This window comes from Turicibacter sp. TJ11, from assembly GCF_021497505.1.
Classification (GTDB): domain Bacteria; phylum Bacillota_I; class Bacilli_A; order MOL361; family Turicibacteraceae; genus Turicibacter.
The window spans coordinates 531752-556446 of record NZ_CP069349.1; the positions used below are offsets into that span (position 1 = coordinate 531752).

The 24695-nt window shown below is 34.0% G+C and carries 22 protein-coding genes; 19 read left to right on the forward strand and 3 right to left on the reverse strand.

What is annotated here, in order from left to right:
* Window positions 1–194: 194 nt before the first annotated feature.
* From JRC48_RS02555 to JRC48_RS02580, 6 genes are all read left to right on the forward strand, one after another.
* Window positions 195–1571 carry a CehA/McbA family metallohydrolase gene (locus tag JRC48_RS02555; RefSeq protein WP_235070308.1) on the forward strand — a complete coding sequence of 459 codons (1377 nt, stop codon included), beginning with the start codon at window positions 195–197 and terminating at the stop codon, window positions 1569–1571.
* Between the two features lie 95 nt (window positions 1572–1666).
* Complete coding sequence (locus JRC48_RS02560) at window positions 1667–1969, forward strand: Dabb family protein (protein ID WP_235070309.1); 303 nt, start codon at window positions 1667–1669, stop codon at window positions 1967–1969.
* A gap of 153 nt (window positions 1970–2122) precedes the next feature.
* The gene (locus tag JRC48_RS02565; protein ID WP_235070310.1) at window positions 2123–3076 is read left to right on the forward strand and encodes a carbohydrate kinase family protein; all 954 of its coding nucleotides are present in this window, start codon (window positions 2123–2125) and stop codon (window positions 3074–3076) included.
* Window positions 3077–3663: 587 nt separating this feature from the next.
* Window positions 3664–5328: an alpha-glucosidase gene (locus tag JRC48_RS02570; protein WP_235070311.1), complete on the forward strand. Its 1665-nt coding sequence runs from the start codon at window positions 3664–3666 to the stop codon at window positions 5326–5328.
* Window positions 5329–5365: 37 nt separating this feature from the next.
* The gene (locus JRC48_RS02575) at window positions 5366–7015 is read left to right on the forward strand and encodes a PTS transporter subunit IIBC (protein ID WP_235070312.1); all 1650 of its coding nucleotides are present in this window, start codon (window positions 5366–5368) and stop codon (window positions 7013–7015) included.
* A gap of 9 nt (window positions 7016–7024) precedes the next feature.
* Window positions 7025–7819 carry an endonuclease/exonuclease/phosphatase family protein gene (locus JRC48_RS02580; protein WP_235070313.1) on the forward strand — a complete coding sequence of 265 codons (795 nt, stop codon included), beginning with the start codon at window positions 7025–7027 and terminating at the stop codon, window positions 7817–7819.
* A 75-nt stretch (window positions 7820–7894) separates the two neighbouring features.
* On the opposite strand, the gene JRC48_RS02585 is transcribed toward JRC48_RS02580, so the two are convergent.
* Complete coding sequence (locus JRC48_RS02585) at window positions 7895–8551, reverse strand: hypothetical protein (RefSeq protein WP_235070314.1); 657 nt, start codon at window positions 8549–8551, stop codon at window positions 7895–7897.
* 195 nt (window positions 8552–8746) lie between these two features.
* On the opposite strand from JRC48_RS02585, the gene JRC48_RS02590 reads away from it, so the two are divergent.
* Window positions 8747–9298, forward strand: a complete 552-nt coding sequence (locus JRC48_RS02590) for a Yae1 family protein (RefSeq protein WP_235070315.1) — start codon at window positions 8747–8749, stop codon at window positions 9296–9298.
* A gap of 165 nt (window positions 9299–9463) precedes the next feature.
* Here JRC48_RS02590 and JRC48_RS02595 read toward each other — a convergent pair whose 3' ends face one another.
* The gene (locus JRC48_RS02595; protein WP_235070316.1) at window positions 9464–10309 is read right to left on the reverse strand and encodes a hypothetical protein; all 846 of its coding nucleotides are present in this window, start codon (window positions 10307–10309) and stop codon (window positions 9464–9466) included.
* 500 nt (window positions 10310–10809) lie between these two features.
* Between JRC48_RS02595 and JRC48_RS02600 the strand changes: the two genes are divergently transcribed.
* The 9 genes from JRC48_RS02600 to JRC48_RS02640 all read left to right on the forward strand — a co-directional run bounded on the left by JRC48_RS02600 (window position 10810) and on the right by JRC48_RS02640 (window position 17936).
* Window positions 10810–12519: an alpha-glucosidase gene (locus JRC48_RS02600; protein ID WP_235070317.1), complete on the forward strand. Its 1710-nt coding sequence runs from the start codon at window positions 10810–10812 to the stop codon at window positions 12517–12519.
* 105 nt (window positions 12520–12624) lie between these two features.
* Window positions 12625–12876 carry a hypothetical protein gene (locus tag JRC48_RS02605; protein ID WP_235070318.1) on the forward strand — a complete coding sequence of 84 codons (252 nt, stop codon included), beginning with the start codon at window positions 12625–12627 and terminating at the stop codon, window positions 12874–12876.
* Between the two features lie 259 nt (window positions 12877–13135).
* Window positions 13136–13348: a hypothetical protein gene (locus JRC48_RS02610; RefSeq protein ID WP_235070319.1), complete on the forward strand. Its 213-nt coding sequence runs from the start codon at window positions 13136–13138 to the stop codon at window positions 13346–13348.
* A gap of 5 nt (window positions 13349–13353) precedes the next feature.
* The gene (locus tag JRC48_RS02615; protein ID WP_235070320.1) at window positions 13354–13905 is read left to right on the forward strand and encodes a type II toxin-antitoxin system PemK/MazF family toxin; all 552 of its coding nucleotides are present in this window, start codon (window positions 13354–13356) and stop codon (window positions 13903–13905) included.
* A gap of 330 nt (window positions 13906–14235) precedes the next feature.
* Window positions 14236–15888 (forward strand): aspartate 4-decarboxylase, encoded by a 1653-nt coding sequence (gene aspD, locus JRC48_RS02620; protein WP_235070321.1) that lies wholly within the window; start codon window positions 14236–14238, stop codon window positions 15886–15888.
* Window positions 15889–16011: 123 nt separating this feature from the next.
* Window positions 16012–16494 carry a Cys-tRNA(Pro) deacylase gene (gene ybaK / locus JRC48_RS02625; protein WP_235070322.1) on the forward strand — a complete coding sequence of 161 codons (483 nt, stop codon included), beginning with the start codon at window positions 16012–16014 and terminating at the stop codon, window positions 16492–16494.
* Window positions 16494–16763: a DUF1294 domain-containing protein gene (locus JRC48_RS02630; protein WP_235070323.1), complete on the forward strand. Its 270-nt coding sequence runs from the start codon at window positions 16494–16496 to the stop codon at window positions 16761–16763. Before ybaK ends, JRC48_RS02630 begins: the two co-directional genes overlap by 1 nt.
* 421 nt (window positions 16764–17184) lie before the next feature.
* Window positions 17185–17448, forward strand: coding sequence for a GIY-YIG nuclease family protein (locus tag JRC48_RS02635; RefSeq protein WP_235070324.1), 264 nt, complete (start codon window positions 17185–17187; stop codon window positions 17446–17448).
* Between the two features lie 101 nt (window positions 17449–17549).
* Window positions 17550–17936: a Fur family transcriptional regulator gene (locus JRC48_RS02640; protein WP_235070325.1), complete on the forward strand. Its 387-nt coding sequence runs from the start codon at window positions 17550–17552 to the stop codon at window positions 17934–17936.
* 101 nt (window positions 17937–18037) lie between these two features.
* On the opposite strand, the gene JRC48_RS02645 is transcribed toward JRC48_RS02640, so the two are convergent.
* Window positions 18038–19411 (reverse strand): MATE family efflux transporter, encoded by a 1374-nt coding sequence (locus JRC48_RS02645; protein WP_235070326.1) that lies wholly within the window; start codon window positions 19409–19411, stop codon window positions 18038–18040.
* A 381-nt stretch (window positions 19412–19792) separates the two neighbouring features.
* Here JRC48_RS02645 and JRC48_RS02650 point away from each other — a divergent pair, with 381 nt between their 5' ends.
* From JRC48_RS02650 to JRC48_RS02660, 3 genes are all read left to right on the forward strand, one after another.
* Window positions 19793–20563, forward strand: a complete 771-nt coding sequence (locus JRC48_RS02650) for a nucleoside phosphorylase (protein WP_235070327.1) — start codon at window positions 19793–19795, stop codon at window positions 20561–20563.
* Window positions 20564–20997: 434 nt separating this feature from the next.
* Complete coding sequence (locus JRC48_RS02655) at window positions 20998–21843, forward strand: GDSL-type esterase/lipase family protein (protein WP_235070328.1); 846 nt, start codon at window positions 20998–21000, stop codon at window positions 21841–21843.
* Window positions 21844–21943: 100 nt separating this feature from the next.
* A complete protein-coding gene (locus tag JRC48_RS02660; protein ID WP_235070329.1) occupies window positions 21944–24664 on the forward strand; it encodes a calcium-translocating P-type ATPase, PMCA-type in 2721 nt (906 codons plus the stop codon).
* The last annotated feature ends 31 nt before the right edge of the window (window positions 24665–24695 follow it).

Sequence of the window (24695 nt, forward strand, 5' to 3'; positions counted from 1 at the left end):
TTAAAATATAAAAAACTTAGAACCTAGATTTCGATGGATCTAAGTTTTTTTAGTTATAGAGTTTATTCTCTAAAATGATGATTTTTAAGTAAGTGTTATTAATTAGAATAGATGGCTTTTTTGAGGATAAATGAATAAATGAAGTAGTAACTGGGTAAATTAGGGTGGAATGTTAAACTTAAAAGGTGATATGAATGAAGTATTGGATACATACATTTTTAATTTTTTATTCATTAATGACCTTATGCCAACTTCAACCGTTTTTAAATGAGCGTGATCAATTAGTTAATCAGTGGGTTGAATTTAAACAAGGTGAGGTGATGGGGGTTATTGAGGATGAACATGGAAAACCGATGATCGCCCAGTTACGTTTTTTTGATCCCGATGGAGCTATTGTGAAACGAATTCAAAGTAATGAAGAAGGAAGTTTTGAAGCTGTATTAGATGAAGGACGATATACATTAGAGATTTCAAAAGGATATGAATATGAAATTAAACAGTTACCCATTGAAGTACAAAATGAAAATCCGTTAACGTTAACATCTATTTCATTAGCAAGAATCATGGATTGGGGAGCCAAGCAATATATTAGTGGCGATTTTCATCAACATTCTCAATTTAGTCCAGATGGAAGAAACACCATTAGTGAAGTGTTTGATGCAAATCGGGCGAATGGTTTAAATAGTGGCGCATTAACTGATCATAATACGGTAAGTGGGAATGATGAATGGGTGACGTTAGCTAAAGATTCTAATTTTATAGCCATTCCTTCACAAGAAATTACAACTAAACAAGGTCATTACGTTGCTTTAAATACAACGGAGTTACTGGATATAACAGAGTTAGAAACAAAAAATGATGTAGAAAAAATGATTTCAATGATTCATGAGCAAGGGGGATTAGTTCAAATTAATCATCCAGGACGTCAATTTTTAAATTGGGAACAAGCGGCTTTATTTGATGCGATTGAAATTTGGAATGGACGTGCAATGCCGCCTTTGTCTGATCAAAGCGGAGTTGAGACCTCATTTAGTTATAATGAAATCAGTAAAAAGAAATGGTTTGACTTATTATCATCAGGAGTAAAAATCACAGCACTTGGTAATTCTGATAATCACGATATTAGTGGAGGTAGCATGGGGGCTTCAATCAGTGAAAACAAAACCTTTAATGAGTGGATGGCTGATGGATGGTATAATGGAAATCCAAGAAACTATATTAAAGTCGAAGAGCAAAGTATCACAGGAATTTTAGACGGAATTAAGCAAGGGCATGTGTTTATTACAAATGGTCCACTCATGGACATTACGATGAATAATGTTTCTTTTGGCGATACATTAGAAAATGTAGTTGATGCCGAAATCTCTTATCTCATCGCTTCAAATCATGGAAATTTACAACAGTTAAATATTATTGCTGATGGTAAAGTGATTGAAGAAATTCCGCTTGCTGCTAATGTTCCAACGATAGGGACGGTCACATTAAATTTATCAGCGTATCACTGGGTTGTGTTTGAAGTGACGAGTGAATCATTTGAGTATGCGATTTCAAATCCAATTTATTTAAAATAAATTTAAAAAAACGTTACAAAATTTGTCGAACTATTGAATAATATGAAAATTTTCAGTAAAATAAAAATAAAGGAAAAGTAAAATGGAGGTACGTGATGGTTAAGCATATCGTTATGTGGAAAATTCAAGGTATCAATGGTCAAACAAAAGAAGAAACAGCGCAACAGATTAAACGTGGATTAGAAGATTTAAACGGTCAAATTGAAGGTTTAATTAAGCTAGAAGTAGGAATTGACTTTTTACAAACGGACTCATCTTATGATGTTGTTTTATACTCAGAGTTGACAGATAAAGAAGCGTTAGATTTTTATCAAAATCATCCACTACACGTTAAAGCAGCGACAGAAATTGTAAAACCTGCCGCAACGTCTCGTATTGTCGTTGATTACGAAATGTAATAACCCCAAGCAATGACAAACTATAGTTGTTGCTTGTTTTTTAGTGGAGCAAGATGAGAAGACTTGTCAGGTGTAGAAAAATGTAATATAATGACTGAATAAAGTACGGATCATTTGATCTACCATTATAACTAAAGGGAGAGGCTAACAAGCATGAAAAACAATCTAGAAGCATATAATTTAGTCTTTGGTATATCAATTTACGATATTTTTGGATTTACCGCTTCAAATTATCGCTCACATGACTCAAATCCAGGGCGTGTCAAAGTATCTTTTGGTGGAGTTTGTCGCAACATTGCGGAAAACATGGCACGTGTCGGTGCAAATACAAAGTTTATTTCAGTGTTAGGAAATGACGAAAAAGGAAAAAGTATTCTAGAACATTCAAAAACAATGAATTTTGATATGTCAGATTCATTAGTTGTTGAAGGAGCTTCAACCCCAACCTATGTTGCAATCTTAGATGAGAATGGTGAAATGGTTTCTGCCATTGTAGATATTAATGTGGATCATCATTTAACTGAGGAGTTTATTGATTCTAAAGCTTCAATTATTGAAGGGGCAGAATATATGTTCTTTGGAGCAGATAACCCAAATATTATTGAATACATTGTAAAAAAATATCAAGGTAAAACAAAATTTGTTTTAGATCCTGTTTCTGCTGCAAAAGCAGCACATGTTAAACACTTAATGCCATATTTTCATACGGTTAAACCAAATCGTCATGAAGCAGAGGTATTATGTGGATTTGAAATTAAATCGGTTGATGATGTTCGCAAAGCAGGTCACTATTTTCTTTCATTAGGAGTTAAACATGTATTTATTAGCTTAGACGCTGATGGCGTTTACTACTGCACAGGTGAAGAAGAAGGAATCGTGAAACCAAATCGTGTAGAAGTTGTCAATGTAACTGGAGCAGGTGATTCATTTATTGCAGGTGTTGGATATGCGTATTTAAATGACTTATCAACTTTGGAAACGGTTAAATTAGCACAAACAATGTCAATTATTACAATTTCTCATGAAGAGACGATTCACCCTGAAATGGCTGTTGATTATGTGATGAAAAAAGTCAATACCATTGACTGGACGGTAACAACCTTTTAAATAGATGAACTCAAATTAATTGATATCACGTAACAAATCGTTTGTTTCATTCAAGCTAAGAGCTAAGTGAATTAGCCTAGGGAACGCCCTGTTATTATTTTGTTAATGATAAATAATAGTGGATCGTGATGATTGTCGATTGAATTTTTATTTAAATATGAATAATTTCTAAAAAGATGTGATTAACTTTTAATCACATCTTTTTTTGCATTTTTTTGGATATTAATGGAGGGTATAATTAGTTCTCTAACATTCTTCTATAATTTAAAGATAGAATGTTTTCATGATTTAGAAGAAAAGTGAATCATTTATTCATTAGTTGAAAACTCTGAATCAAAAGAAAACAAGCGTTAAGGGTTAAAATTTCAACTAATTGATGCGTTAAATCATACATAAAAACATATAATGTCGAATAATGAGATACCGGTTACATATCGTTTACACATTGTTTTTAGATTATGAAAACGATATAATCAACTTATTAAAAAGTAAACGCATTACTTTTTTAAAAACGTAATGGAAATCGCTTTTAAAAAGATATTTCATCACTATAGACAACGGGATGAGAAAAAAAGGAGACGGAAAAGATGAATCATGTTTGGTGGAAAGAGGCCGTTGCTTATCAAATCTATCCAAGAAGTTTTATGGATTCAAATGGAGATGGGATTGGGGATTTAAACGGAATTATATTAAAACTAGATTACTTAAAATCATTAGGCATTGATGTTATTTGGGTGAGTCCATTTTATAAATCACCTAATGATGACTGCGGTTATGATATTAGTGATTATCAAGATATTATGAAAGAGTTTGGAACGATGGAAGACTTTGATCGCTTATTAGCTGAGGTTCATAAACGTGGAATGAAGTTAATTGCAGACTTAGTGATTAATCATACAAGTGATGAACATCCATGGTTCATTGAATCGCGATCGTCACTTGATAATCCAAAACGTGATTGGTATATTTGGCGTGATGGAAAAAACGGAGAAGAACCTAATAACTGGGAAAGTATTTTTAGTGGTTCAGCATGGGAATATGATGAAGCGACAGACCAATATTACATGCATCTTTTCTCAAAAAAACAACCTGATTTAAACTGGGAAAATGAAGAGGTCCGTCAAGCATTATATGATATGGTCAACTGGTGGTTAGATAAAGGGATTGATGGATTTCGCGTCGATGCCATTAGCCACATAAAAAAAGAACCTGGACTTAAAGATATGCCAAATCCACAAGAATTAAAATATGTTTCATCATTTGATAAACACATGAATGTGGAAGGGATTCATACGTTATTAGATGACTTGAAAAAAAATACCTTTGATCAGTACGACATTATGACGGTTGGTGAAGCGAATGGCGTAAAAGTTGAGGATGCTCATTTATGGGTAGGGGAACAAGAAGGAAAGTTTAACATGGTTTTTCAGTTCGAACATTTAGGTTTGTGGAAAGATCAAGGGAATCAAGGACTTAATTTAAGTGAATTAAAAAAAATCTTAACTAAATGGCAAAAAGGTTTAGAAGGTGTTGGATGGAATGCCTTATATATTGAAAACCATGATTTAGCACGTATTGTTTCAACCCTTGGAGATGATCAAAACTACTGGAAAGAAAGTGCAACTGCCCTTGGAATGATGTATTTCATGATGCAAGGAACGCCATTCATTTATCAAGGACAAGAAATCGGAATGACAAACGTTAAATTCAATCAAGTAGAAGATTATCAAGATGTTCAAAGTACAGGTCTTTATTACTCTAAACTTGAACAAGGAATGGCGCACGACGATATTATGGAAATTATTTGGGCAACAGCACGTGGGAATAGTCGAACGCCAATGCAATGGAGTCAGGAAGCGAATGGTGGATTTACAACGGGGACCCCATGGTTAGCTGTGAATCCAAATTATGAAATCATTAATGTTGAGGCTCAAGAAAAAGATCCTCATTCTATTTTAAACTTCTATAAAGAGATGATTGCTTTAAGAAAATCAGAAGATGTCTTTATTTATGGAAGTTATGATTTAGTCTTTGAGGAGCATACGGATATTTATGCTTATACACGAACACTTGATCACAAGCGTGTATTAATCTTATGTAACTTAACGAACAAAGAAACGGGGATTGAGTTAGATGACTTATCTGTATCTAGTCATCAGTTATTATTATCAAATATTTCAGTGGATGAACATGAATCCATTCGTGAATTGACATTAAAACCATTTGAATCACGCATTTATCGCTTAGGATAAGTGATGATGAGATAAAAACAATAGGAGGGAAATAGTTATGAAAAAACCAGGATTTATGTCGTTTGATTTCTGGCAAAAATTTGGGAAGGCGTTAATGGTCGTTATTGCCGTTATGCCAGCAGCGGGAATTATGATTTCTTTAGGAAAATTAGTTGGAATGTCTGGAGATGCGGCGCTTATCGCAACAATCGCCCGCATTATGGAAGACATCGGTTGGGCTATTATTGGAAACTTACATGTTCTATTTGCCGTAGCAATCGGGGGGTCATGGGCAAAAGAACGTGCAGGTGGAGCATTCTCGGCCTTAATTGCATTTTTATTAATTAACCGTATTACGGGAGCAATCTTTGGCGTTTCAACAGAGATGTTAGCCGATTCAACGGCAACCGTTCAGTCATTGTTTGGATCTGACATGATCGTTTCTGATTACTTTACAGAAGTATTAGGGGCATCAGCTTTAAACATGGGGGTGTTTGTTGGGATTATTTCAGGATTTTTAGGAGCTTCATTATTCAACAAATATTATAATTTCAATAAGTTACCACAAGCTTTAGCGTTCTTTAATGGAAAACGTTTCGTCCCGTTTGTTGTTATTGGAGGTTCAGTTGTTACAGCTTTAATCTTATCGATTATTTGGCCATTTGCACAAGGAGTATTAAATGGCTTTGGACAATGGATTGCAACTTCACAAGATACGGCACCTATTTTAGCACCGTTTGTTTTCGGAGCAGGAGAGCGTTTATTATTACCATTTGGTCTTCACCATATGTTAACCATCCCAATGAACTACACCGAATTGGGTGGAACGTATGAAATTTTAACGGGATCAAATGCTGGTCAAATTGTAGCTGGACAAGAATCATTATGGTTAGCTTGGGTAACAGATTTAAATAACTTAAAAGCTGCGGGTGATATGGATGCGTACAATACATTATTAAATTCAGTCACACCAGCACGTTTTAAAGCCGGTCAAGTTATTTTATCAGCAGCTTCATTAATGGGAGCGGCGTGTGCTATGTTTAAAAACGTTGATGAAGAGAAAAAATCAGCTTATAAATCAATGTTTGTTTCAGCAGCTTTAGCCACTTTCTTAACAGGGGTATCTGAGCCATTAGAATTTATGTTCATGTTTATCTCACCTGTGTTATACTTAATTTATGCGATTTTAGCAGGATGTGCTTTTGCGTTAGCTGATCTAATTAATTTACGTATTCACTGCTTTGGGATGATTGAGTTTATGACACGTATTCCATTAATGGCAAATGCCGGATTAACAGGGGATATGATTAACTTTGTCTTAGCTTGCTTAGGATTCTTTGCTGTAAACTTTGGATTATTTAATTTTGCCATTAAAAAATTCAAAATTGCGACACCAGGGCGTTTAGGAAATTACAATGAGGAAGATGAAGCAACAGAAGAGAGAGCTTCGGTAAAAGTTGGAGCTGGAACTCAACAAGCGAATGATATTATTTTCTTATTAGGTGGGGCAGAAAATATTGTAGATGTAGATGCATGTATGACTCGTTTACGTGTTACAGTTAAGGATCCAGAAAGTGTATCTGATCAACCAAATTGGAAAGCAACAGGAGCTTTAGGATTAATTATTAAAGATAACGGAATTCAAGCGATTTATGGACCGAAAGCAGACGTGTTAAAATCAGAAATTCAAGATATTTTAGGCCTATAGGAGATTAGAATGAAAGTATTAACTTTAAACTGTCATGCGTGGCAAGAAGAAAATCAGATGGAAAAGATAAAACATTTAGCACAAGTCATTAAAGAAAAACAATACGATGTGATTGCTTTACAAGAAGTAATGCAATTAATCGACGAAACGACAGAAGAGAAAGTGAAACAAGATAATTACGCGGTTGTTTTATTGAGTGAATTAATGAAGTTGGGTGTTTATGACTATCAATTTATTTGGGATCTTGCTCATATTGGATTCGATGTTTATGAAGAAGGATTAGCTATTTTAACAAAAGGTGAGATTAAAAGTGCGAAGTCTTTTTTAGTCACAAAAAGTCAAGATATTCAACATTTCCGAACTCGTCGTATTGTTGGGTTAGAAATTATGCATGAAAATCAGCCAATCACGTTTTATTCTTGTCACTTAGGCTGGTATCACGATGAAGAGGAACCATTTAAAGGCCAAGTCGATGAATTAGTGGCTCACTTAGATTCCGATCAGCTTAATATTATTATGGGAGACTTTAATAATGATGCAAATGTACGTGGAGAAGGGTATGACTACATATTAAGTAAAGGCTTAATTGATACGTACACATTAGCAAAAACAAAAGATGAGGGGTCAACGGTTGTAGGAAAGATTGATGGATGGTCTGAAAATAAAAGAGATTTACGAATTGATCTTGTTTTAACGAATCAACCTGTGACTGTTAAATCATCAAATGTTATTTTCAATGGCAAAAATAAAGACATTGTATCTGATCATTATGGAGTTGAAGTAGAATTTGATCTGCATTCATAAGAAAAGTCCCGCTACAACTGTTTGTAGCTGTCAGATAAAAGAGGGGAATCTCATTTTGAGATTCCCCTCTTTTAATTATTCATTTGTTTCAGACGTTTCTAGTGCTTTGACTTCAAGATTTTGACGACGATTATCTAGTGGATTTTTATTGATGTGATGAACACGGAATCCTGGTTCACACTTTGTCAGATAGGTATCTAAATAAACACGTCCGGATTCTGTATGAGCAATTGCATAAGGTTGACCATTTGTTTTTTTCTGACAAACCCATGTATATTCGTCAGTCACTACTCGATCAAGATCCTCAGCAGAAATTAAAGCTTTATTAACTAAATTACCGTAACGATCTTTTAAGTGAATCGCAATGACATCATTTTCTAAAATATCATAGTCGTTTTTTTGACGACGATTATAGATTTCTAAGTTTTGTTTACGGTTATCCATTAAATCACCATTAAGATGGCGGATCGGTGCATTTGGACTTGTCCCTAATACAGTAGATTGAAGGGTTGGCCTAATATAACGTTTTTTCCCATTTTTAATCACTTCAATCGTTGTTTGAACAATGTATGTATTAAATTCTTTGCTCCATTGTGCCACCCATGTGTCGATGGCTTGCACTTTATCAAGATCTTCTAAATCAAATAAAGCTGTAAATTCTTTTCCTTTTTTATTATAAACTTTTAATTTTACTGTTTCATTTTCCATTTCATAGTGATGAGATTGTGTCATCAGAACGATCACCTCGTTAGATTTATTAGTTTTAACTATTAAATCATTATAACAAAAGATATGACAAAACACTACTTATTTTTTAAGTGATGGAAATAAAACTAAAACTGGGATAAAAGCATATGCAAATAAGATGGCTTTGAATAAAGTATAGTGTAGTTGAAAAATTAACATACTCAAAGGAGCTAAAAAAACATGTGTAATAGAAACTGTAATAATACAAATACTACTAATTTTGATTCAAATTCAATCTATAATTTTGGAACTGATGAAGATTACGGATGTGGAAGAAGACGTGGACGTTGTGGAAGTAGTGACAATCAACCTATCGTAACGAGTGGGGATGTCCTTGCCACAGGTAATGTTTTCGCCACAGGTAATGTTTATCGTGTGGGTCAAACAACTACGTCGGCAACAGGTAATCAATCAACATCTAGTACAAATGGAACAGGCACTTCATCATGCAATCAAACATGTTCATCATGTAATACAGGTGGATGTTGCTGTCGAGGCGCTTATCGCCAAGGGTTCCAACAAGGATGTCAACAAGGGTATCGCCAAGGGGTTCAACAAGGAACTCAACAAGGATATAAACAAGGATTCCAAAAAGGTTGCCAACAAGGTTATCAACAAGGATATCGTCAAGGATATATTAATGGTCGATGCAGTGCAAGTAACAATGGTTGTTGTTCCCAAAACAATGGCGGATGTTCAACTACAGCTGATGATGAATTCTTTTTATTCTAAATAATCTCGTCGGTTAACGGGAGCTCTCTCTATTTGATTAAGTCAATAGAGAGAGCTTTTTATTGATCAGAATGCATCAAGTCGTTTAAAGATTGGAAGTGACCATGCTTTAGTTTATCAGATAATAAAAAAGATGTAGAATGGCTCTACATCTTTTTGGTTGAATTATTTATTTTCTAATGCTTGTTCGATTAATGGTAAGTATGAACCAACTTTGATTGATACACCAGTTACAGCATCAGTGTGTCCATCTTCATCAGTTAATGTTACTTTTCCTAAATCGAAGTTGTTAGCTACGATGAAGTCTTCTAATAAATCCATTTGCTCATGCCAAGCTAATTCTCCACCCATGTCATATGTTCCAGCTTCAGAAGCTTCACGTTTTGAAGTTCCATCTTCTTGGATAACATCGATGTTTAAGTTAACAGGTGTTCCGTTAGAGTAAACGATTTCGATAACGTTACCATCAGTTGTTGTTTCTTTTACTCCTGAGAATTCAAAGTTAGTTTCTCCAGCAGCTACTTTATCCATTAATTCTTGTACTAATTGTACGTAAGAACCAACTTTCATTGATACACCTGTTAATGTATCAGTGTGTCCGTCTTCATCAGTAAGGTTGATTTTTGTTGTATCGAAGTTATTTTCTGTTAAGAATGTTTCTACTGCTTCGATTTGTGCATCCCATTGTAATGCACCTTCTGCTTGGCTCATTACGTATTCACCGTTAGCAGCCATTTCTTTTTTAGATGTTTTTCCATCAACTAAAACATCGATATTTACTCCAGTAGGTTTTCCATTTTCAAATTCCATTGAGATTGCAACAACATCTGTTGACTCTCCAGTTGGATCAACTAATGTTTCATAAGTTAAAGCTCCTGTATATCCTTCACCATTTTGAGCTTCTGTTGATTGATTTGTTTGTGGCTCTTCAGTTTTTGGAGCTCCGTTTGAACACGCACCTAAGAATAATACTGCTGATGCTAATGCAATTAAAAGTTTACCTTTTAACATATGTTTGTACCCCCTACGGTTAAATTTGTATCTAAAAGACAAGCAATATTTTAACAGTAAACGGTTAAAAATGTAAGTCCTTTTTGTGTTTTTTTTAACAAAGATAAACGAAAAAAATAAAAAAATGTCAAATAATTAGCAAAAAATGTAATAAATTAAGTATTCTAACGAAAAAAATACAGATTTCATGTATAAAATGTGAAAAAAAGAATAAAGTTCAAAAGGGTTAAAAATAGCCTAAGTTGATAGGCCAACCAAATGAGCGAAAAATACTCACCACTTTCTTAAAGGGGTTTAAGATTGTTTGAATTTATATTTTAATTTGGTAAGGTCGTTTGCTTCGTGATGATCAAGATTAAGGGACGTTCTAAATTAAAAAATGATAACAATCCATTAGTGAATAAGGTGGAATCGGTTACAGGCAGGAAAGGTTAGAACAGGCATGAGGGCTATGATAAAATAAGGTTAGATTAAGTGTTGATCATGAGGGGATGAATAACATGGGTACAATGGAACGTAAATGGTGGAAAGAAGGAGTCGCATATCAGATTTATCCAAAAAGCTTTTGCGACAGTAATGGGGATGGAATTGGGGATTTAAGAGGGATTATTAGTAAGTTAGATTATCTCGCTCATTTAGGGGTTAATATTCTTTGGTTATGTCCAGTTTATCAGTCACCAATGGATGACAATGGATACGATGTTTCAGATTACTATCAAATCGCGACTGAATTTGGGACGATTGAAGAGTTTAAAGAATTATTAACTGAAGCGAAAAAACGAGGCATGAAGATTATTATGGATCTTGTTTTAAATCATACTAGTGATGAGCATCCATGGTTTGTTGAAGCGCGTCAGTCGTTAGATAATCCGTATCGTGATTATTACATTTGGCAAAAAGGAAAGTCAGATGCCTTTGGAAATGAAGTGGAACCAACGAATTGGGCCTCCTTCTTTACGCCATCATGTTGGGAAAAAGACGAACAAACAGATGAATATTACATGCATATTTTTTCAAAGAAAATGCCTGATTTAAACTGGTCTAATGAAAACATGCGTGCTGATTTATTTAAAATGGTTATGTGGTGGTTAGAACTTGGAATCGATGGATTTAGAGTGGATGCGGTGGCTCACTTGGATCGTGACTTTACGTTTACAGACTCAACGATGAATAGTGCAGGAAAATATAAAGAAGATTGGTCAAAGTTTTCAAATCTTCCAAATGTTCATACTTACTTAAAAGAATTAAATGAAAAAGTTCTTTCGAAATACGATATTTTCACCGTTGGAGAAGTGGGAGGCGATGCTGGGATTGAGGATGCCTTAAAGTATGCTGCTAAAGACTCAAAAGAGTTGGATATGGTATTTACGTTTGATCATTGTTGGCTCAATAATGGCTTTAATGCATTAGATGAAACGTGGAGTAATCGAACAAATTTAATCCAGTTAAAACAAGTATTTAAAAAATGGCAATCAGGTCTTTATCATCAAGCATGGAATCCATTATACTGGTTAAATCATGATCATCCACGCGTGATGTCACAGTATGGGGAGCCCACGCATTATCATAAAGAATCTGGAAAAATGTTAGCGACCTCTTTGTTACTGATGTGGGGAACACCGTTTATTTATAACGGAGAAGAAATTGGAATGACAAATGCCAATTATAATGAACTAGAAGATTACCGCGATGTGTCAACGCTTGAAAAGATTAAACGTTTAAAAGAAGAAAATTATCCAGAAGAGTTGATTAAACGTTATATTAATGTCACTTCACGAGATAATGCCAGAACACCAATGCAGTGGAGTGATGAAGAAAACGCTGGGTTCACAACGGGGACGCCATGGATTAAAGTGAATGAAAATTACAAGTGGATTAATGTAAAAAATCAAATGGACGATTCAGATTCTTTATTTAATCATTATCGTCAGTTAATTGAATTAAGACGTTTTAGCTCGTATAAAGATGTGATTGTTTATGGTGATTACACACTTTTAAATGAACACCATCCAAATGTGTATGCTTACCTAAGAACATATGAAGATAAAAAGTTATTAATTGTGTCGAATTTCTTTGAACAACCAGCCATTATTTGTTTAACGAAATGGAACGTGAAAAAGGTGGTTCTATCAAATTATAACGACTCATCAACTCAACTAGGATGCTTAAATTTACGTCCATATGAATCGATTGTTTTTGAGGTTGAATAATTAAAAGAAGTGCTAAATAGAAATTTTAGATGGAAGTTGTCATTCATCATGAGATAAAGTCACACTAGTATGATATAATAAGAAAAAAACATAGGTGGACTTAAAATGAGAGAAGCTATAAATCTTATCACATTAGTTGGTTTCTTTTTTCTTGTTTTATATCATGATCGCCGACAACCCCAACCATATTTAAAGTTTGTTTTAATCGGACTGGTAGCTGTTGGTGTGACAAAAGGTGTTTTACCGTTGATTAAGCAGGATGTTATCCGTTATTTGTTAGTGAGTTTGACCTTGCTCATTGGATGGATCAGTTACGTTTGGTTAGAAAAAAAGACAAGACAACATAAAAACTCGTAGAATAATAGTTCTACGAGTTTTTATGTTGTCATGAAAAAGAAATTTTAAAGCAAGTGTGACAAAGGAAAAGACGCCATGTCAAAATACTCATATACTATCATAAAACGATATTCATTCTGACAACGTTAATTTAACTTCATGAATTAGGCAATGGCATATATGCTAATGGATTCTTTGAATAAGATACAAAAGAGCAAGGATTGTAGTTATCTTAAAGTAGGATAAGAACTTACGAAATCTCTAATTCGAGGTGAGGAAAATGGTTAATCGAGGCAATGATGGATGGAATAAAGGGATGTTACAAAAACGAGAAACAAAGTCTTCCCAAGCAACACGGAATCACAGAAAAACGCCTCTTCAACAATTTGACGTTGCGGCATTCTTTGAAGAAAATCTATTTGATATCATAGATTTAGAAGAAAATCGTTCAGGCGTTAAAGAATTTGAAGAGGCAGTTGAGAAAGAAGAATAAATAGCATGGATTTACCTCGACTTGTTCAAAGTAAAGATATTCATCGTGGGAAAATCTTCTACGTCGCCTTACCGTATACGCAGGGAAGACCGTTTCGGTTTGTTGAAAAAGATGAAACGCACGAAGACTTATACCGCATCATCGAGCGATTAGATGGATTTGAAGGAAAATCAGAGCCGGAAACAGGAAGGCGTCGGTCAGAAAGTCTTGAAGTTGTAACAGGTATTAAGTTACGCCCATGTATTATTATTCAAAAAGATCAGTATAATCATAACGATAATTATCCTTTTGTTGTTGTGTTACCGATCGCGACACTCACAAAAGATCATAAGCAACGTCCGATTTTTAAACGTCTGATTGAACATAATGATTTGGATCAGTTTTACTACTTAGGAAAAGACTGTTATATTACAGTCAATGATCCGAAACGTGTTTATAAAAATACGTTGTTTTATGTAGAAGGTCGATTAAAAATTGAGGAATGTGACATTGATATGGATGAACTCATGATGCGTTTTGCTGAGTGTTTAGCTGTTAAAAAAATTCGATCAGAGTAACAAAAGGATGAAAAGGAGGAATCAACTCGATTCCTCCTTTTCTTTTATGAAGAGCTAGGTTAGGATCCTCGAGATTTTTAAAACGATGAAAGAAAGTTAGAAATGAAACATAAGATTGTCATCATTGCTTCCTCGTTCATGAACCTAAAGACTATGGGCTATTATGAAAATGAAGAAAAATGTCAGATAAATGGTCAAAACTATTTGTTTTAGTGAAGGATTATGGTAAATTAAAGAGGCTGACTAAAGATTTTGATCGTCAGTAAGAAAACATCCGTTCTTGAAAGTATGGAAGGATAGGTAGTTAAAAGAGAAGGGCGTAACAAAAGTATGACAACGAAGAGAATGATGAAACGAACAGATATTAAACAATTAATTGAAAAAGTAAAAGTCTTAAGTCCATTTGAATTAAAAGATGAATTAATTAAGATTGCAGAACGATCAAGATTGTTAACGAATCGTCAAGTGTTAAATGCAGGACGTGGAAATCCAAACTGGACGGCGGCGACACCGCGTCAAGCCTTTTTCACGTTAGGTCAATTTGCAGTTGAAGAAACTCAGTTAACGTGGTGTGAAGGAGACTTAGCAGGAATGCCACAAAAAGCTGGCATCTATGACCGATTTTTAACGTATGTAAAAAATCACCCAGAGGCACCGGGAATTGAGCTGTTAGCAAAGATCATCGACTATGGAATAAAAGAACATCATTTTAATAAAGATGAATGGGTTTTTGAATTAGTCGATGGAATTATTGGTGATAATTATCCTGTTCCTGATCGAATGTTAGTTCATATCGAGCAAGTGGTGAAGGATTATTTAATAAATGAAATGGGAGGAGATTTTCAAACGTCTACACATGATTTATTTGCGGTTGAAGGCGGAACAGCAGCCATGTGTTGTATCTTTGATTCATTAAAAGCAAATTTTATTTTAAAACCAAAAGATAAAATCGCTTTATTTGTTCCTATTTTCACGCCATATGTAGAAATTGCTAATTTACCTTCAAATGAATTTGAAATTGTTTGGATTCATGCCTCAGAAGTGAATGAAGCGGGCGTTCCAACATGGCAATATCCAAAAGAAGAGTTAGATAAATTAAAAGATCCATCGATTAAACTGGCATGTATCGTTAATCCAAGTAATCCACCAGCTGTGGCAATGAATGATGAATCATTAGATTATTTAAAAGAAATTGTAACGAATCATCATCCAAAGTTAATGATTGTCACAGATGATGTGTATGGAACGTTTTGTGATGGATTTAAATCGTTAATGGTGACCATGCCATACCATACGTTAGGGGTTTATTCTTACTCGAAATATTTTGGAGTGACTGGATGGCGTTTAGGTGTCATTGCTTTAGCCAAAGATAATGTATATAATGAGCTCATCAACGAGTTACCAGCTTGTGAAAAAGAGTTGTTACATCGTCGATATGAGGCACTGACGACAACTCCAGAGGCGATTTCATTTATTGATCGTTTAGTTGCAGATAGTCGTCACGTTGCTTTAAATCACACGGCAGGGTTATCAACGCCACAACAAGTACAAATGGCTATTTTTTCTGCTTTTGCACGTTTAGACCAAGATAATCGCTATAAAGAACAAACAAAAGCGATTTGTCGTCGTCGTGAGCAGTTAATTTATCAGGAATTAAAGTCTTATCCATTTGTTAAAAATTCATTAAATACAGCGTATTATAATAAATATGATTTATTAGTTTGGGCGAAGTTAAAGTATGGCGAATCATTTGCTCATTACTTACAAACAGAACGTCACGTATTAGACTTTTTATTTGATTTATCTCAACGTTACGGTATCGTTTTATTAAACGGAAGTGGCTTTGAAGGTCCTGAATGGTCGATTCGTGTCTCATTGGCTAATTTAGATGATGAAGATTATCAAAAAATTGGTCGAGCGATCAATGAATTATTTGATGAGTATGCCAAAGAGTGGCGTATGAATCAAAAGGCATTTGCTTAACTGAAATGTTAAAAATCCTCTTGTGATGAAGACAAGAGGATTTTTTTATGTGTCATAAAAGAGATGATTGTTTAAATTGTTTCATTGTATAATAGACTTAACAAAAGATGAGGAGGAATCGTTATGATAAAAGGAAAAACAAATGCCATGCGTTTGTTAGATAAACATAAAATTTCATATGAACTACACACTTATGAAGCGAAAGAAGCGATGGATGGTGTGACAGTCGCTTCAAAAATTGGAAGATGTAAAGAGATGGTGTTTAAAACGTTAGTGACACGAGGAAGTAGTCAAACGATTTACGTGTTTGTGATTCCAGTTGAGAAAGAATTAGATTTAAAAAAGGCAGCTAAAGTCGTCAAAGAGAAAAAGATTGAAATGATTTTAGTGAGTGAAATCAATGCATTAACGGGGTATGTTCGAGGTGGATGTTCACCGATTGGAATGAAGAAAAATTATCAAACGGTCATTGATGAAAGTGCTCAAACACTTCCTTCATTTATTGTAAGTGGTGGTAAAATTGGATTGCAAATTGAAGTGAATCCGCACGATTTAGTAAATATAATTCCGCTTCAATTTGCTTCCCTTGTTGTGGAGAATGACTAATGTGGATCGCTTATTTAGTTTTTATTAATATACTGGGTTTTTGCTTGATGGGAATTGATAAAAGACGGTCAAGATTAGGAGAGTGGCGAATTAGTGAAAAAACGTTATTTACTTGTGCGGCTTGCTTTGGAAGCTTTGGGATTTATGCAGGAATGAAACAATTCCGTCATAAAACGAAGCATTGGTCATTTAAAATCACCATCCCGCTACTTCTTGTGCTTCAACTAGGAGTCATCATCTATTATGTCATTCTTTATAAAGGTGTATAATCACATATTTTTAAATTAAATCTTTAAACTAGTCTTAATTAAGACTAGTTTTTTAGTATTTCAAATAAGAGATATTGTTAGAGTAGAAGTTTTTCATGAGGGAATGAGGGATAAAAGATGATAAATTTTTAAAAGTTGGTTCTAAAAATGAAGTAGAAAGACGAACGAGATAACTTCCTGAACCTTTTTGATTGTTTTTGAAAGTTGCTTCGGAAATGGATGAAATATTCCCCAAATCAGTTCCATCAAGCAAGGTGAAAAATGGATCAAGTCTAATTATCAAACAAATGAGACTATTATTGTTAGTTAATTAAAAACATCAAATCACTCTCGTTCTCATCAATTGGTAAATTTAAAAGTTTGTCGATAAGCTCAACACTTGGTACAATAGTAGATAAGAAGTGAGTGTGAGGAGAAAAACATGTATTGGGTTTATATCGTTAAATGTTCAGATGAAACGTATTATACAGGATATACGACTGATTTGGATCGTCGAATGAGGGAACATAATGAATCGAAAAAAGGGGCAAAATATACAAGAACGCGTCGACCTGTTGTGTTACAGTATGCGAAACATTATGAGACTCGACAAGAGGCTTGTCGTCGTGAGTATGAAATTAAACAATTATCAAGAAAGCAGAAAGAATCGTTAATAAAAAGTCAAAATTTGACTGATAGTTGTTAAAGCATACTAATTGACATTCTTGAGTTAATCATCTATACTTAAATTAGTAATCATTACTATTATATTATTAATAGATATAGTGAGTAAAGTAGGTGGTTTATATGAAATATTCAAAACAACGAGAAATGATTTATAACTGCGTGAAAGAAAATCCCTTACATTTAACAGCGGATGCGATTTATGAGATGTTAAAAAAAGATAATCCGAATTTAAGTTTAGGAACGGTTTATCGTAATTTATCTCAACTGGCGGATCATAATATGATTCGAAAAGTGAGTATTCCAGGATATCCTGATCGTTTTGATGGGACATTAGATGATCATTTTCACTTCTTATGTTTAGAATGTGGCGAAGTACATGATTTATTTATTGAAGAATTACAAGGTATTGGTTCTATTGTTGAAAAAGCAGCGGGTGTCGATGTATCAAAGTGTGAAATGACGTTTAAAGGTGTTTGTCCAGATTGTAAGGTAAAGCACATTAATTAAAAAAATCCTAGATAATCTAGGATTTTTTGTTTATGATCATTCGTTAAAAGGAAAAACCGTTTAGTTGATGTAAACTAAACGGTTTTTTTATGAATTATATTTTAGTCTTCATTTATGACGTGAGTGAATGTTTTACGATAGAAGAGGATGAAACAAATAACGGTTGTACTAGCTGCTAACACATCTGCTACAGGTTCTGCTAAGAAAACTAAATCTAGCTGTGTCATGAGCATAGTTAAAGTGGCTGGTAAAATAAAGATTAAAGGTACTAATAAAATCATCTTACGTAAAAGGGCAAGAATTAATGAAATCTTTGCTTGACCTAACGCTAAGAATGTTTGTTGACAAGCGACTTGTGCACCTAAAACAAAAATACCTGCAAAGAAGATACGAATACTATGAGAGGTAATTTCAACAAGCTCTGGTTTATCGTTGAAGATATTAACAAAGACTTCAGGAATAAACATTAAACTAGCCCACATCGTTGTCGTATAAATTAAGCAAACGACTAATAACAGTTTAAACGTTTGTTTGACACGATCATATTGTTTAGCCCCATAGTTGTAACTAATGATTGGCTGTGCACCTGATGTGAGTCCCATTAAAGGTAGTAAAATGATTTGGTTAATACTACTAATAATTGTCATGGCACTCACGGCTAAATCTCCACCATATTTTGAAAGTTGATTATTTAATGAAATTAAAACAATACTTTCAGTGGCTTGCATAATAAAGGGTGAAACACCAAGAGCCAAAATAGGTAGAACAACTTTAGCTTCAGGAATTAAAAATTCTTTTCGAATTTTTAGTGTACTCTTCTTACCGAATAAGAAGCGAAGCACCCAAATGGCAGAGACAAGTTGCGCGGCAACTGTGGCATAGGCAGCTCCCTTAACACCTAAGTTAAATCCAAAAATAAGGATTGGATCAAGAACAATGTTAATAATGGCTCCGACCATAACAGTCATCATTCCGATTTTAGCAAATCCTTGAGTGTTTATAAAAGGATTCATCCCAATAGCTATTTGAACAAATAATGTTCCTAACACATAAATTCCTAAATAATCATTCGCATAAGATAGTGTTTGTTCACTCGCTCCAAATGCTAACAGTAAAGGTTCTTTAAAAATGAATAAAGCCGTCATTAATAAAGCCGAAATAATGACAAGCATTGAAAGGGCGTTACTAATAATTTTTTCAGCCCCGTCATAATCCTGTTTCCCCATTTTAATCGCAGCAAGTGGAGCACCACCCATTCCAATTAACGCACTTGTTGCTGAAATAAGCATGATGATTGGAAAGGCGACTCCAACCCCAGCCATCGCTAAATCACCTTCAGGTAAACGGCCAATAAAGATACGATCGACAATATTATATAAAACGTTGACTAGTTGAGCAATAATAGCAGGAGTTGCTAGTTTGAAAAGGAGTTTTCCAATTGCATCGTTCCCTAGGTCAGTAGTTTTGTTAGACATAAGATCCCTCCTAGATCATGAAAATTTGCTTTTGCTATCAAAGTATAATGATACTATAGTTTTGGACAATAAGAAATATAAAATACAAAAATATATCGATATTCATCAATTTTCTAGTACTGGAAAATTTTATAAATTAATAAGTATATTAATAGGTTCATAAAAGATGCGTGTCTATCGATGGGGGTTATTGAGGTTGTAGATGAACCCATCATAAATAAAGATGCAGTATGTTGAAGAAAATGGAAAAATTCATGAGTTTAATGAATGAAGAATTAAAGTTTTGTTAGACAAAGATATAAGGTGTAAAAAATCATAGTTTTTTATTTAATTAAATGGTAAAATTATGTAAATTAAATTAAAAAACTATTGGAGGATAGTATGGCAATTATAAAAAATGAAATACCTATATTAGAATACGATGATAGTCAATTTTCAGTTTTGATGCCTAATCATGAGAAATTAAATTTACAATTACCTAAAAAAGCGGTATTTGCATTCTTAGGTGATCATATTGATAAATATGCTAATAAACATAATTGTGAGATTGTTGCGAAGTTTGAATCAGCGACTAAAGTTTATCCTATCTATCTAACTCACTACCAAGGGCATGAAATTTGTTTATGTCAAGCTCCTGTTGGTTCTGCCCCTGCAACTCAAATTTTAGATTGGCTAATTAGTTATGGAGTTAAGGAAGTCATATCCGCTGGATCATGTGGTGCCCTGATTGATATACCAGAAAATACGTTTTTAGTGCCAATAAAGGCTCTAAGAGATGAAGGAACTTCATATCATTATTTGCCTCCTTCAAGATATGTGGAGTTAAATCCAATGGCGTTAAAAGCGATTGAACAGACATTAAATAAACATAATTATTCTTATATTGAGTGCCTAACATGGACGACGGACGGCTTTTTCAGAGAGACGAAAGATAAAGTTGAATATAGAAGAAGCGAAGGCTGTTCTGTTGTAGAAATGGAGTGTTCTTCTTTAGCTGCCTGCTCAGAATTTAGAAACATAATATTTGGACAAATTTTATTTACAGCAGATACATTAGCCGATATACATAATTATGATGAAAGAGGATGGGGTGGAGATTCATTTGAAATTGCTCTATCTTTATGTTTAGATGCAGTCATTAATATCAAATAAACCATAATTTATAATAGAGCTTTACTGATTTGGGTATTTAAGCTCATTAATTCAATTTATTTCAGTTATAGAAAAATTTAAAAATACTATGAAATAGGAGGCTAATATTAGTATCCTATTTTTATTTAAAGATCTGTTATAAGAAGTTTTAAAAGTAGAATTTCCTTTCCGTTAAAGTGTTTTGACTGACTAATGAAAACAAATAATATATAGAATGTATTTATTTTAAATAGTAATAAGAATGTCTAATAGAGTGAAGATTAGGGTAACCTTTATTAACTAAAGAAAGAGAAGAAGACACATTTCATAAAATATTGTTTATAATATAAAAGACAAACGCACAGTCTAAGAGGTAGAGACGGTGATCGATGAGCTAACAGATGATAATTTAGCCCATCAAGTAGAGGATAGAAGCGTTTAATAGGAGGTTTGAAGTGAGAAAAATTCAAAAAATAATCTTATTTTTATTGAGTCTCATCACGTTTTTAATTGGTAGCTATACTGTTTTTGAGTTTAGTAAACGACCCAAAAATACGCCTAAAAAGTTTAAGCAAAAACCTTCAATAGGGCGAAAAGTTGTGGCGTGTTTAGGTGATAGCCATACAAAAGGAACGATGGCGCATAATTTTGTTGATGATTTATCCGCTCAAATGGGAAGTAAAGGCTATGACTTTATTAACGCTGGGGTAAATGGCGATTTAGTTTACAACGTCTTATCACGGATTGATGAGATTGTTGACTGTCATCCAGATTATATTATTATTTTAATTGGAACCAACGATATTTTAGCTCAGTTAAGTAAACCGAATGAACTTCATTTTGAACTCAAAAAACAATTGCCTCAAAAACCATCTGAAAAGTGGTTTATTCAAAATTTAAGAACGTTGATCGATGAGTTAAAAATGAAAACAACAGCGAAGCTTGCGATTTTATCATTGCCCCTTATTAGTGAAGACCGTCATTCCGTTGCTTTTAAATCGGCCATTGAATACAGTCAAGAAATTCAAGAAGTGGCAAGAGAAAAAAACATTACGTATTTACCGTTAAATGAAAAACAACTTGAGTTTTATGAAAGACATCGGCCTAAAGCACATAAACCTGTTGTTAAAACACCGCTTGCGTACTTTATTCCTTCTTTTAAGCATTATATTTTAAGAAAGTCATGGGAAGAAATTTCACAAGAAGCGGGACTAACTTTAACGATTGATACGGTGCATCAAAATAAATATGCGGCCGAGATGATTGAACAGTTAATTGTTGATTTTTTAGAAAAAAATTAAAACTCCTTCAAATGAGGAGTTTTTTTAGTTCTATTTTAAAAATTTAGTGCATAGAGTTGATTGTAAAATAAAAAGAAAGAAGGTGTTGGTCATTAAACATTTGGCAAATGAAGCAGAATCAACTAATATCACAATTACAAATTTGAAAACAGGACTTAAACCGCAAGAAATCGAAGCATTAAAAGAGAAATACGGAACAAATGAATTCACAAAGCCAAAAGAACGTGGCCTATGGTTGGAATTACTGGATGTTTTTAAAGAACCACTGATGGTGATCTTAATTATCGCGAGTGGAATGAGCTTTTTAGTAGGAGAATATCAAGATGGAGTCGGAATCTGTATGGCCGTCTTACTTGGAATTATCATCGGTCGTATGACAGAAGGCCGCTCTAAAAAAGCAGCGGAATCGTTACAGAAGATGACAGGTGATATTCTTGTTAAAGTGCTTAGAGATGGAAGAAAACAAGTGATTCATAAAACAGAAGTCGTTCCTCGTGATTTAGTGTATTTAGAAACTGGAGATATGGTTCCAGCGGATGGAGTGGTCCTTGAGGCAACTGAACTTAAATTACGTGAAGATATGTTAACAGGAGAAGCTGATCAAGTCACAAAAGAGAAAGATCATATCCTATATGGAGGAACATTAGTAGGAAATGGTTATGGTTTAATGCAGGTGACTAAAATTGGTGATGAAACCGAAATGGGTTCTATTGCAAAAGAATTACATCAAGAAGAAGAGATGACCCCATTACAAATTAAGTTAGGAAAGCTCGGACAACGAATTTCCTCTATTTCATCAGCAGTTGCTGGGATGCTTTTTATCTATATGCTGATCCAAATTTTAAAAGATAGTCATATTCAACTTGATTTTACAAGCTGGGATAGTTTTGTTCATTCTTTAGATAGTATGTACTTTGTCTTTCCAAGCATTAAAACAGCCTTTGTTGTTTGTGTGGGGTTAATTGTAGCAGCGGTTCCTGAAGGATTGCCAACGATGATTAATATTACACTAGCCATGACGATGCAAAAAATGGCGAAGATTAATGTATTAATTCGCAAAAAAGAAGCTTGTGAAACGATCGGTTCAATTAGTGTGATTTGTAGTGATAAAACAGGAACGTTAACAGAAAATAAGATGAAAGTGGGTAAAGTGTTTGTCGATGGGCATGAAGTGTTATTTAAAGACATCGCTAATTATCCATTATTTATTGAAAACTGTTTAATTAATAGTTCAGCAGATGTTGAGTTTAATGGAACGCATCATAACTACATCGGAAACCCAACAGAAGGGGCCATTATTTCGATGGTAAACAATCCAAGCTATCGTCAAGTTAGAGAAGAGGCGACGATTGCAAGACAACTTCCATTTACATCATCGAATAAGTTTATGTTAACAGTGACGAAACACCAAACGAATTACCACATTTTATCTAAAGGTGCGCCTGAAGTCATTTTGAAGCAGTGTAAAATGGAGTTAGTCGATGGAAAGGTACGCCCGTTAACTAAGAGTCGTGAAGAAGCCATTTTAAATAAAATGAAAGAGTTACAATCCGATGCGATGCGTATTATTGCTTTTGCTTATCAAGAAACAAATCGCAAAGAAGAGTTTATCGGAAAAGAACGCTTTGATAATCAGTTTATTTTCCATGGATTTGTTGGAATTAATGATCCTTTACGTGAAGGCGTTAAAGAATCGATTGAATGTGCACGTCGAGCAAGAATTGAAACAAAAATTTTAACGGGTGATAACATTCATACGGCGATTGCCATCGGAAAAGAAATCGGTATTTTAACAGCAGGTAAACGTGCCGTTGAAGCAAGTTACATTGATAGTTTAACAGATGCCGAACTTAGAAAAGAAATTAAGGATATTGCGATTGTCGCACGTTCAATGCCAAATACAAAAATGAGAATCGTCTCAGCGCTTCAAAAAAATGGTGAAGTGGTTGCCGTTACAGGAGATGGAATTAACGATGCACCAGCTTTAACAAAAGCAGATGTTGGGATTGCGATGGGAATTGCAGGAACAGAAGTGAGTCGTAATGCAGCGGATATTATTTTAACAGATGATAGTTTTAATACGATTATTGAAGCCATTAAATGGGGACGTGGAATTTATAATAACTTCCAACGATACTTACAATTTACGTTAACGGTTAACGTGATCGCCTTTTTATTAACAATTATTTCACAGATTATGGATCATCCTTTACCGTTTACAACCATTCACTTACTGTGGGTGAATATTATTATGGATGGACCTCCAGCGCTTGCTCTTGGATTAGAACCAATTCGTGAAGCAGTCATGAAACGTAAACCAATTTCGAAAAATGCAAATATTATTAATCGATTCATGTTACAAACCATTTTAGTGAATAGTTTATTTATGATGATTGTGTTACTTTGTCAATTAGAGTATAACTTCTTAGGGGCAGATTTAACGCATGTGACAGCGGGTGCTAATGAAGAACAAACGGTTATTTTCAGTTTATTTGTCAGTTTAGTCATTTTTAACGCCTTAAATTGTCGAGAATTTGGTTTGGTAAGTATTTTCGTGAATTTCTTTAAAAATAAAGTGGCACTTTTAATTTTATTTATCACGTTTATTATTCAAATCACCGTGACTCAGTTAGCAGGTGGATTCTTCCATGCCGTTCCGTTAAGTTTCATGATGTGGGTTAAAATCATTGCTTTAGGATCAACGGTTGTCTTATTTAACGAATGCTTTAAATGGATGTTACGACTGATTAATATTTCTCGTAAAAAAGCTAAACGTGCTAAAAAGCATGAAGTCATCGTTTCAAAAGAAACAACGATTTAAATTAAAAGAGGAATTCAATGAATCATTGAAT

Excerpts from the sequence above, each read along its gene's own strand:
- JRC48_RS02555 (WP_235070308.1), top strand. The coding sequence starts at position 195 with ATGAAGTATTGGATACATACATTTTTAATTTTTTATTCATTAATGACC.
- JRC48_RS02560 (WP_235070309.1), top strand. The coding sequence starts at position 1,667 with ATGGTTAAGCATATCGTTATGTGGAAAATTCAAGGTATCAATGGTCAA.
- JRC48_RS02565 (WP_235070310.1), top strand. The coding sequence starts at position 2,123 with ATGAAAAACAATCTAGAAGCATATAATTTAGTCTTTGGTATATCAATT.
- JRC48_RS02570 (WP_235070311.1), top strand. The coding sequence starts at position 3,664 with ATGAATCATGTTTGGTGGAAAGAGGCCGTTGCTTATCAAATCTATCCA.
- JRC48_RS02575 (WP_235070312.1), top strand. The coding sequence starts at position 5,366 with ATGAAAAAACCAGGATTTATGTCGTTTGATTTCTGGCAAAAATTTGGG.
- JRC48_RS02580 (WP_235070313.1), top strand. The coding sequence starts at position 7,025 with ATGAAAGTATTAACTTTAAACTGTCATGCGTGGCAAGAAGAAAATCAG.
- JRC48_RS02585 (WP_235070314.1), bottom strand. The coding sequence starts at position 8,551 with ATGACACAATCTCATCACTATGAAATGGAAAATGAAACAGTAAAATTA.
- JRC48_RS02590 (WP_235070315.1), top strand. The coding sequence starts at position 8,747 with ATGTGTAATAGAAACTGTAATAATACAAATACTACTAATTTTGATTCA.
- JRC48_RS02595 (WP_235070316.1), bottom strand. The coding sequence starts at position 10,309 with ATGTTAAAAGGTAAACTTTTAATTGCATTAGCATCAGCAGTATTATTC.
- JRC48_RS02600 (WP_235070317.1), top strand. The coding sequence starts at position 10,810 with ATGGGTACAATGGAACGTAAATGGTGGAAAGAAGGAGTCGCATATCAG.
- JRC48_RS02605 (WP_235070318.1), top strand. The coding sequence starts at position 12,625 with ATGAGAGAAGCTATAAATCTTATCACATTAGTTGGTTTCTTTTTTCTT.
- JRC48_RS02610 (WP_235070319.1), top strand. The coding sequence starts at position 13,136 with ATGGTTAATCGAGGCAATGATGGATGGAATAAAGGGATGTTACAAAAA.
- JRC48_RS02615 (WP_235070320.1), top strand. The coding sequence starts at position 13,354 with ATGGATTTACCTCGACTTGTTCAAAGTAAAGATATTCATCGTGGGAAA.
- aspD (WP_235070321.1), top strand. The coding sequence starts at position 14,236 with ATGACAACGAAGAGAATGATGAAACGAACAGATATTAAACAATTAATT.
- ybaK (WP_235070322.1), top strand. The coding sequence starts at position 16,012 with ATGATAAAAGGAAAAACAAATGCCATGCGTTTGTTAGATAAACATAAA.
- JRC48_RS02630 (WP_235070323.1), top strand. The coding sequence starts at position 16,494 with ATGTGGATCGCTTATTTAGTTTTTATTAATATACTGGGTTTTTGCTTG.
- JRC48_RS02635 (WP_235070324.1), top strand. The coding sequence starts at position 17,185 with ATGTATTGGGTTTATATCGTTAAATGTTCAGATGAAACGTATTATACA.
- JRC48_RS02640 (WP_235070325.1), top strand. The coding sequence starts at position 17,550 with ATGAAATATTCAAAACAACGAGAAATGATTTATAACTGCGTGAAAGAA.
- JRC48_RS02645 (WP_235070326.1), bottom strand. The coding sequence starts at position 19,411 with ATGTCTAACAAAACTACTGACCTAGGGAACGATGCAATTGGAAAACTC.
- JRC48_RS02650 (WP_235070327.1), top strand. The coding sequence starts at position 19,793 with ATGGCAATTATAAAAAATGAAATACCTATATTAGAATACGATGATAGT.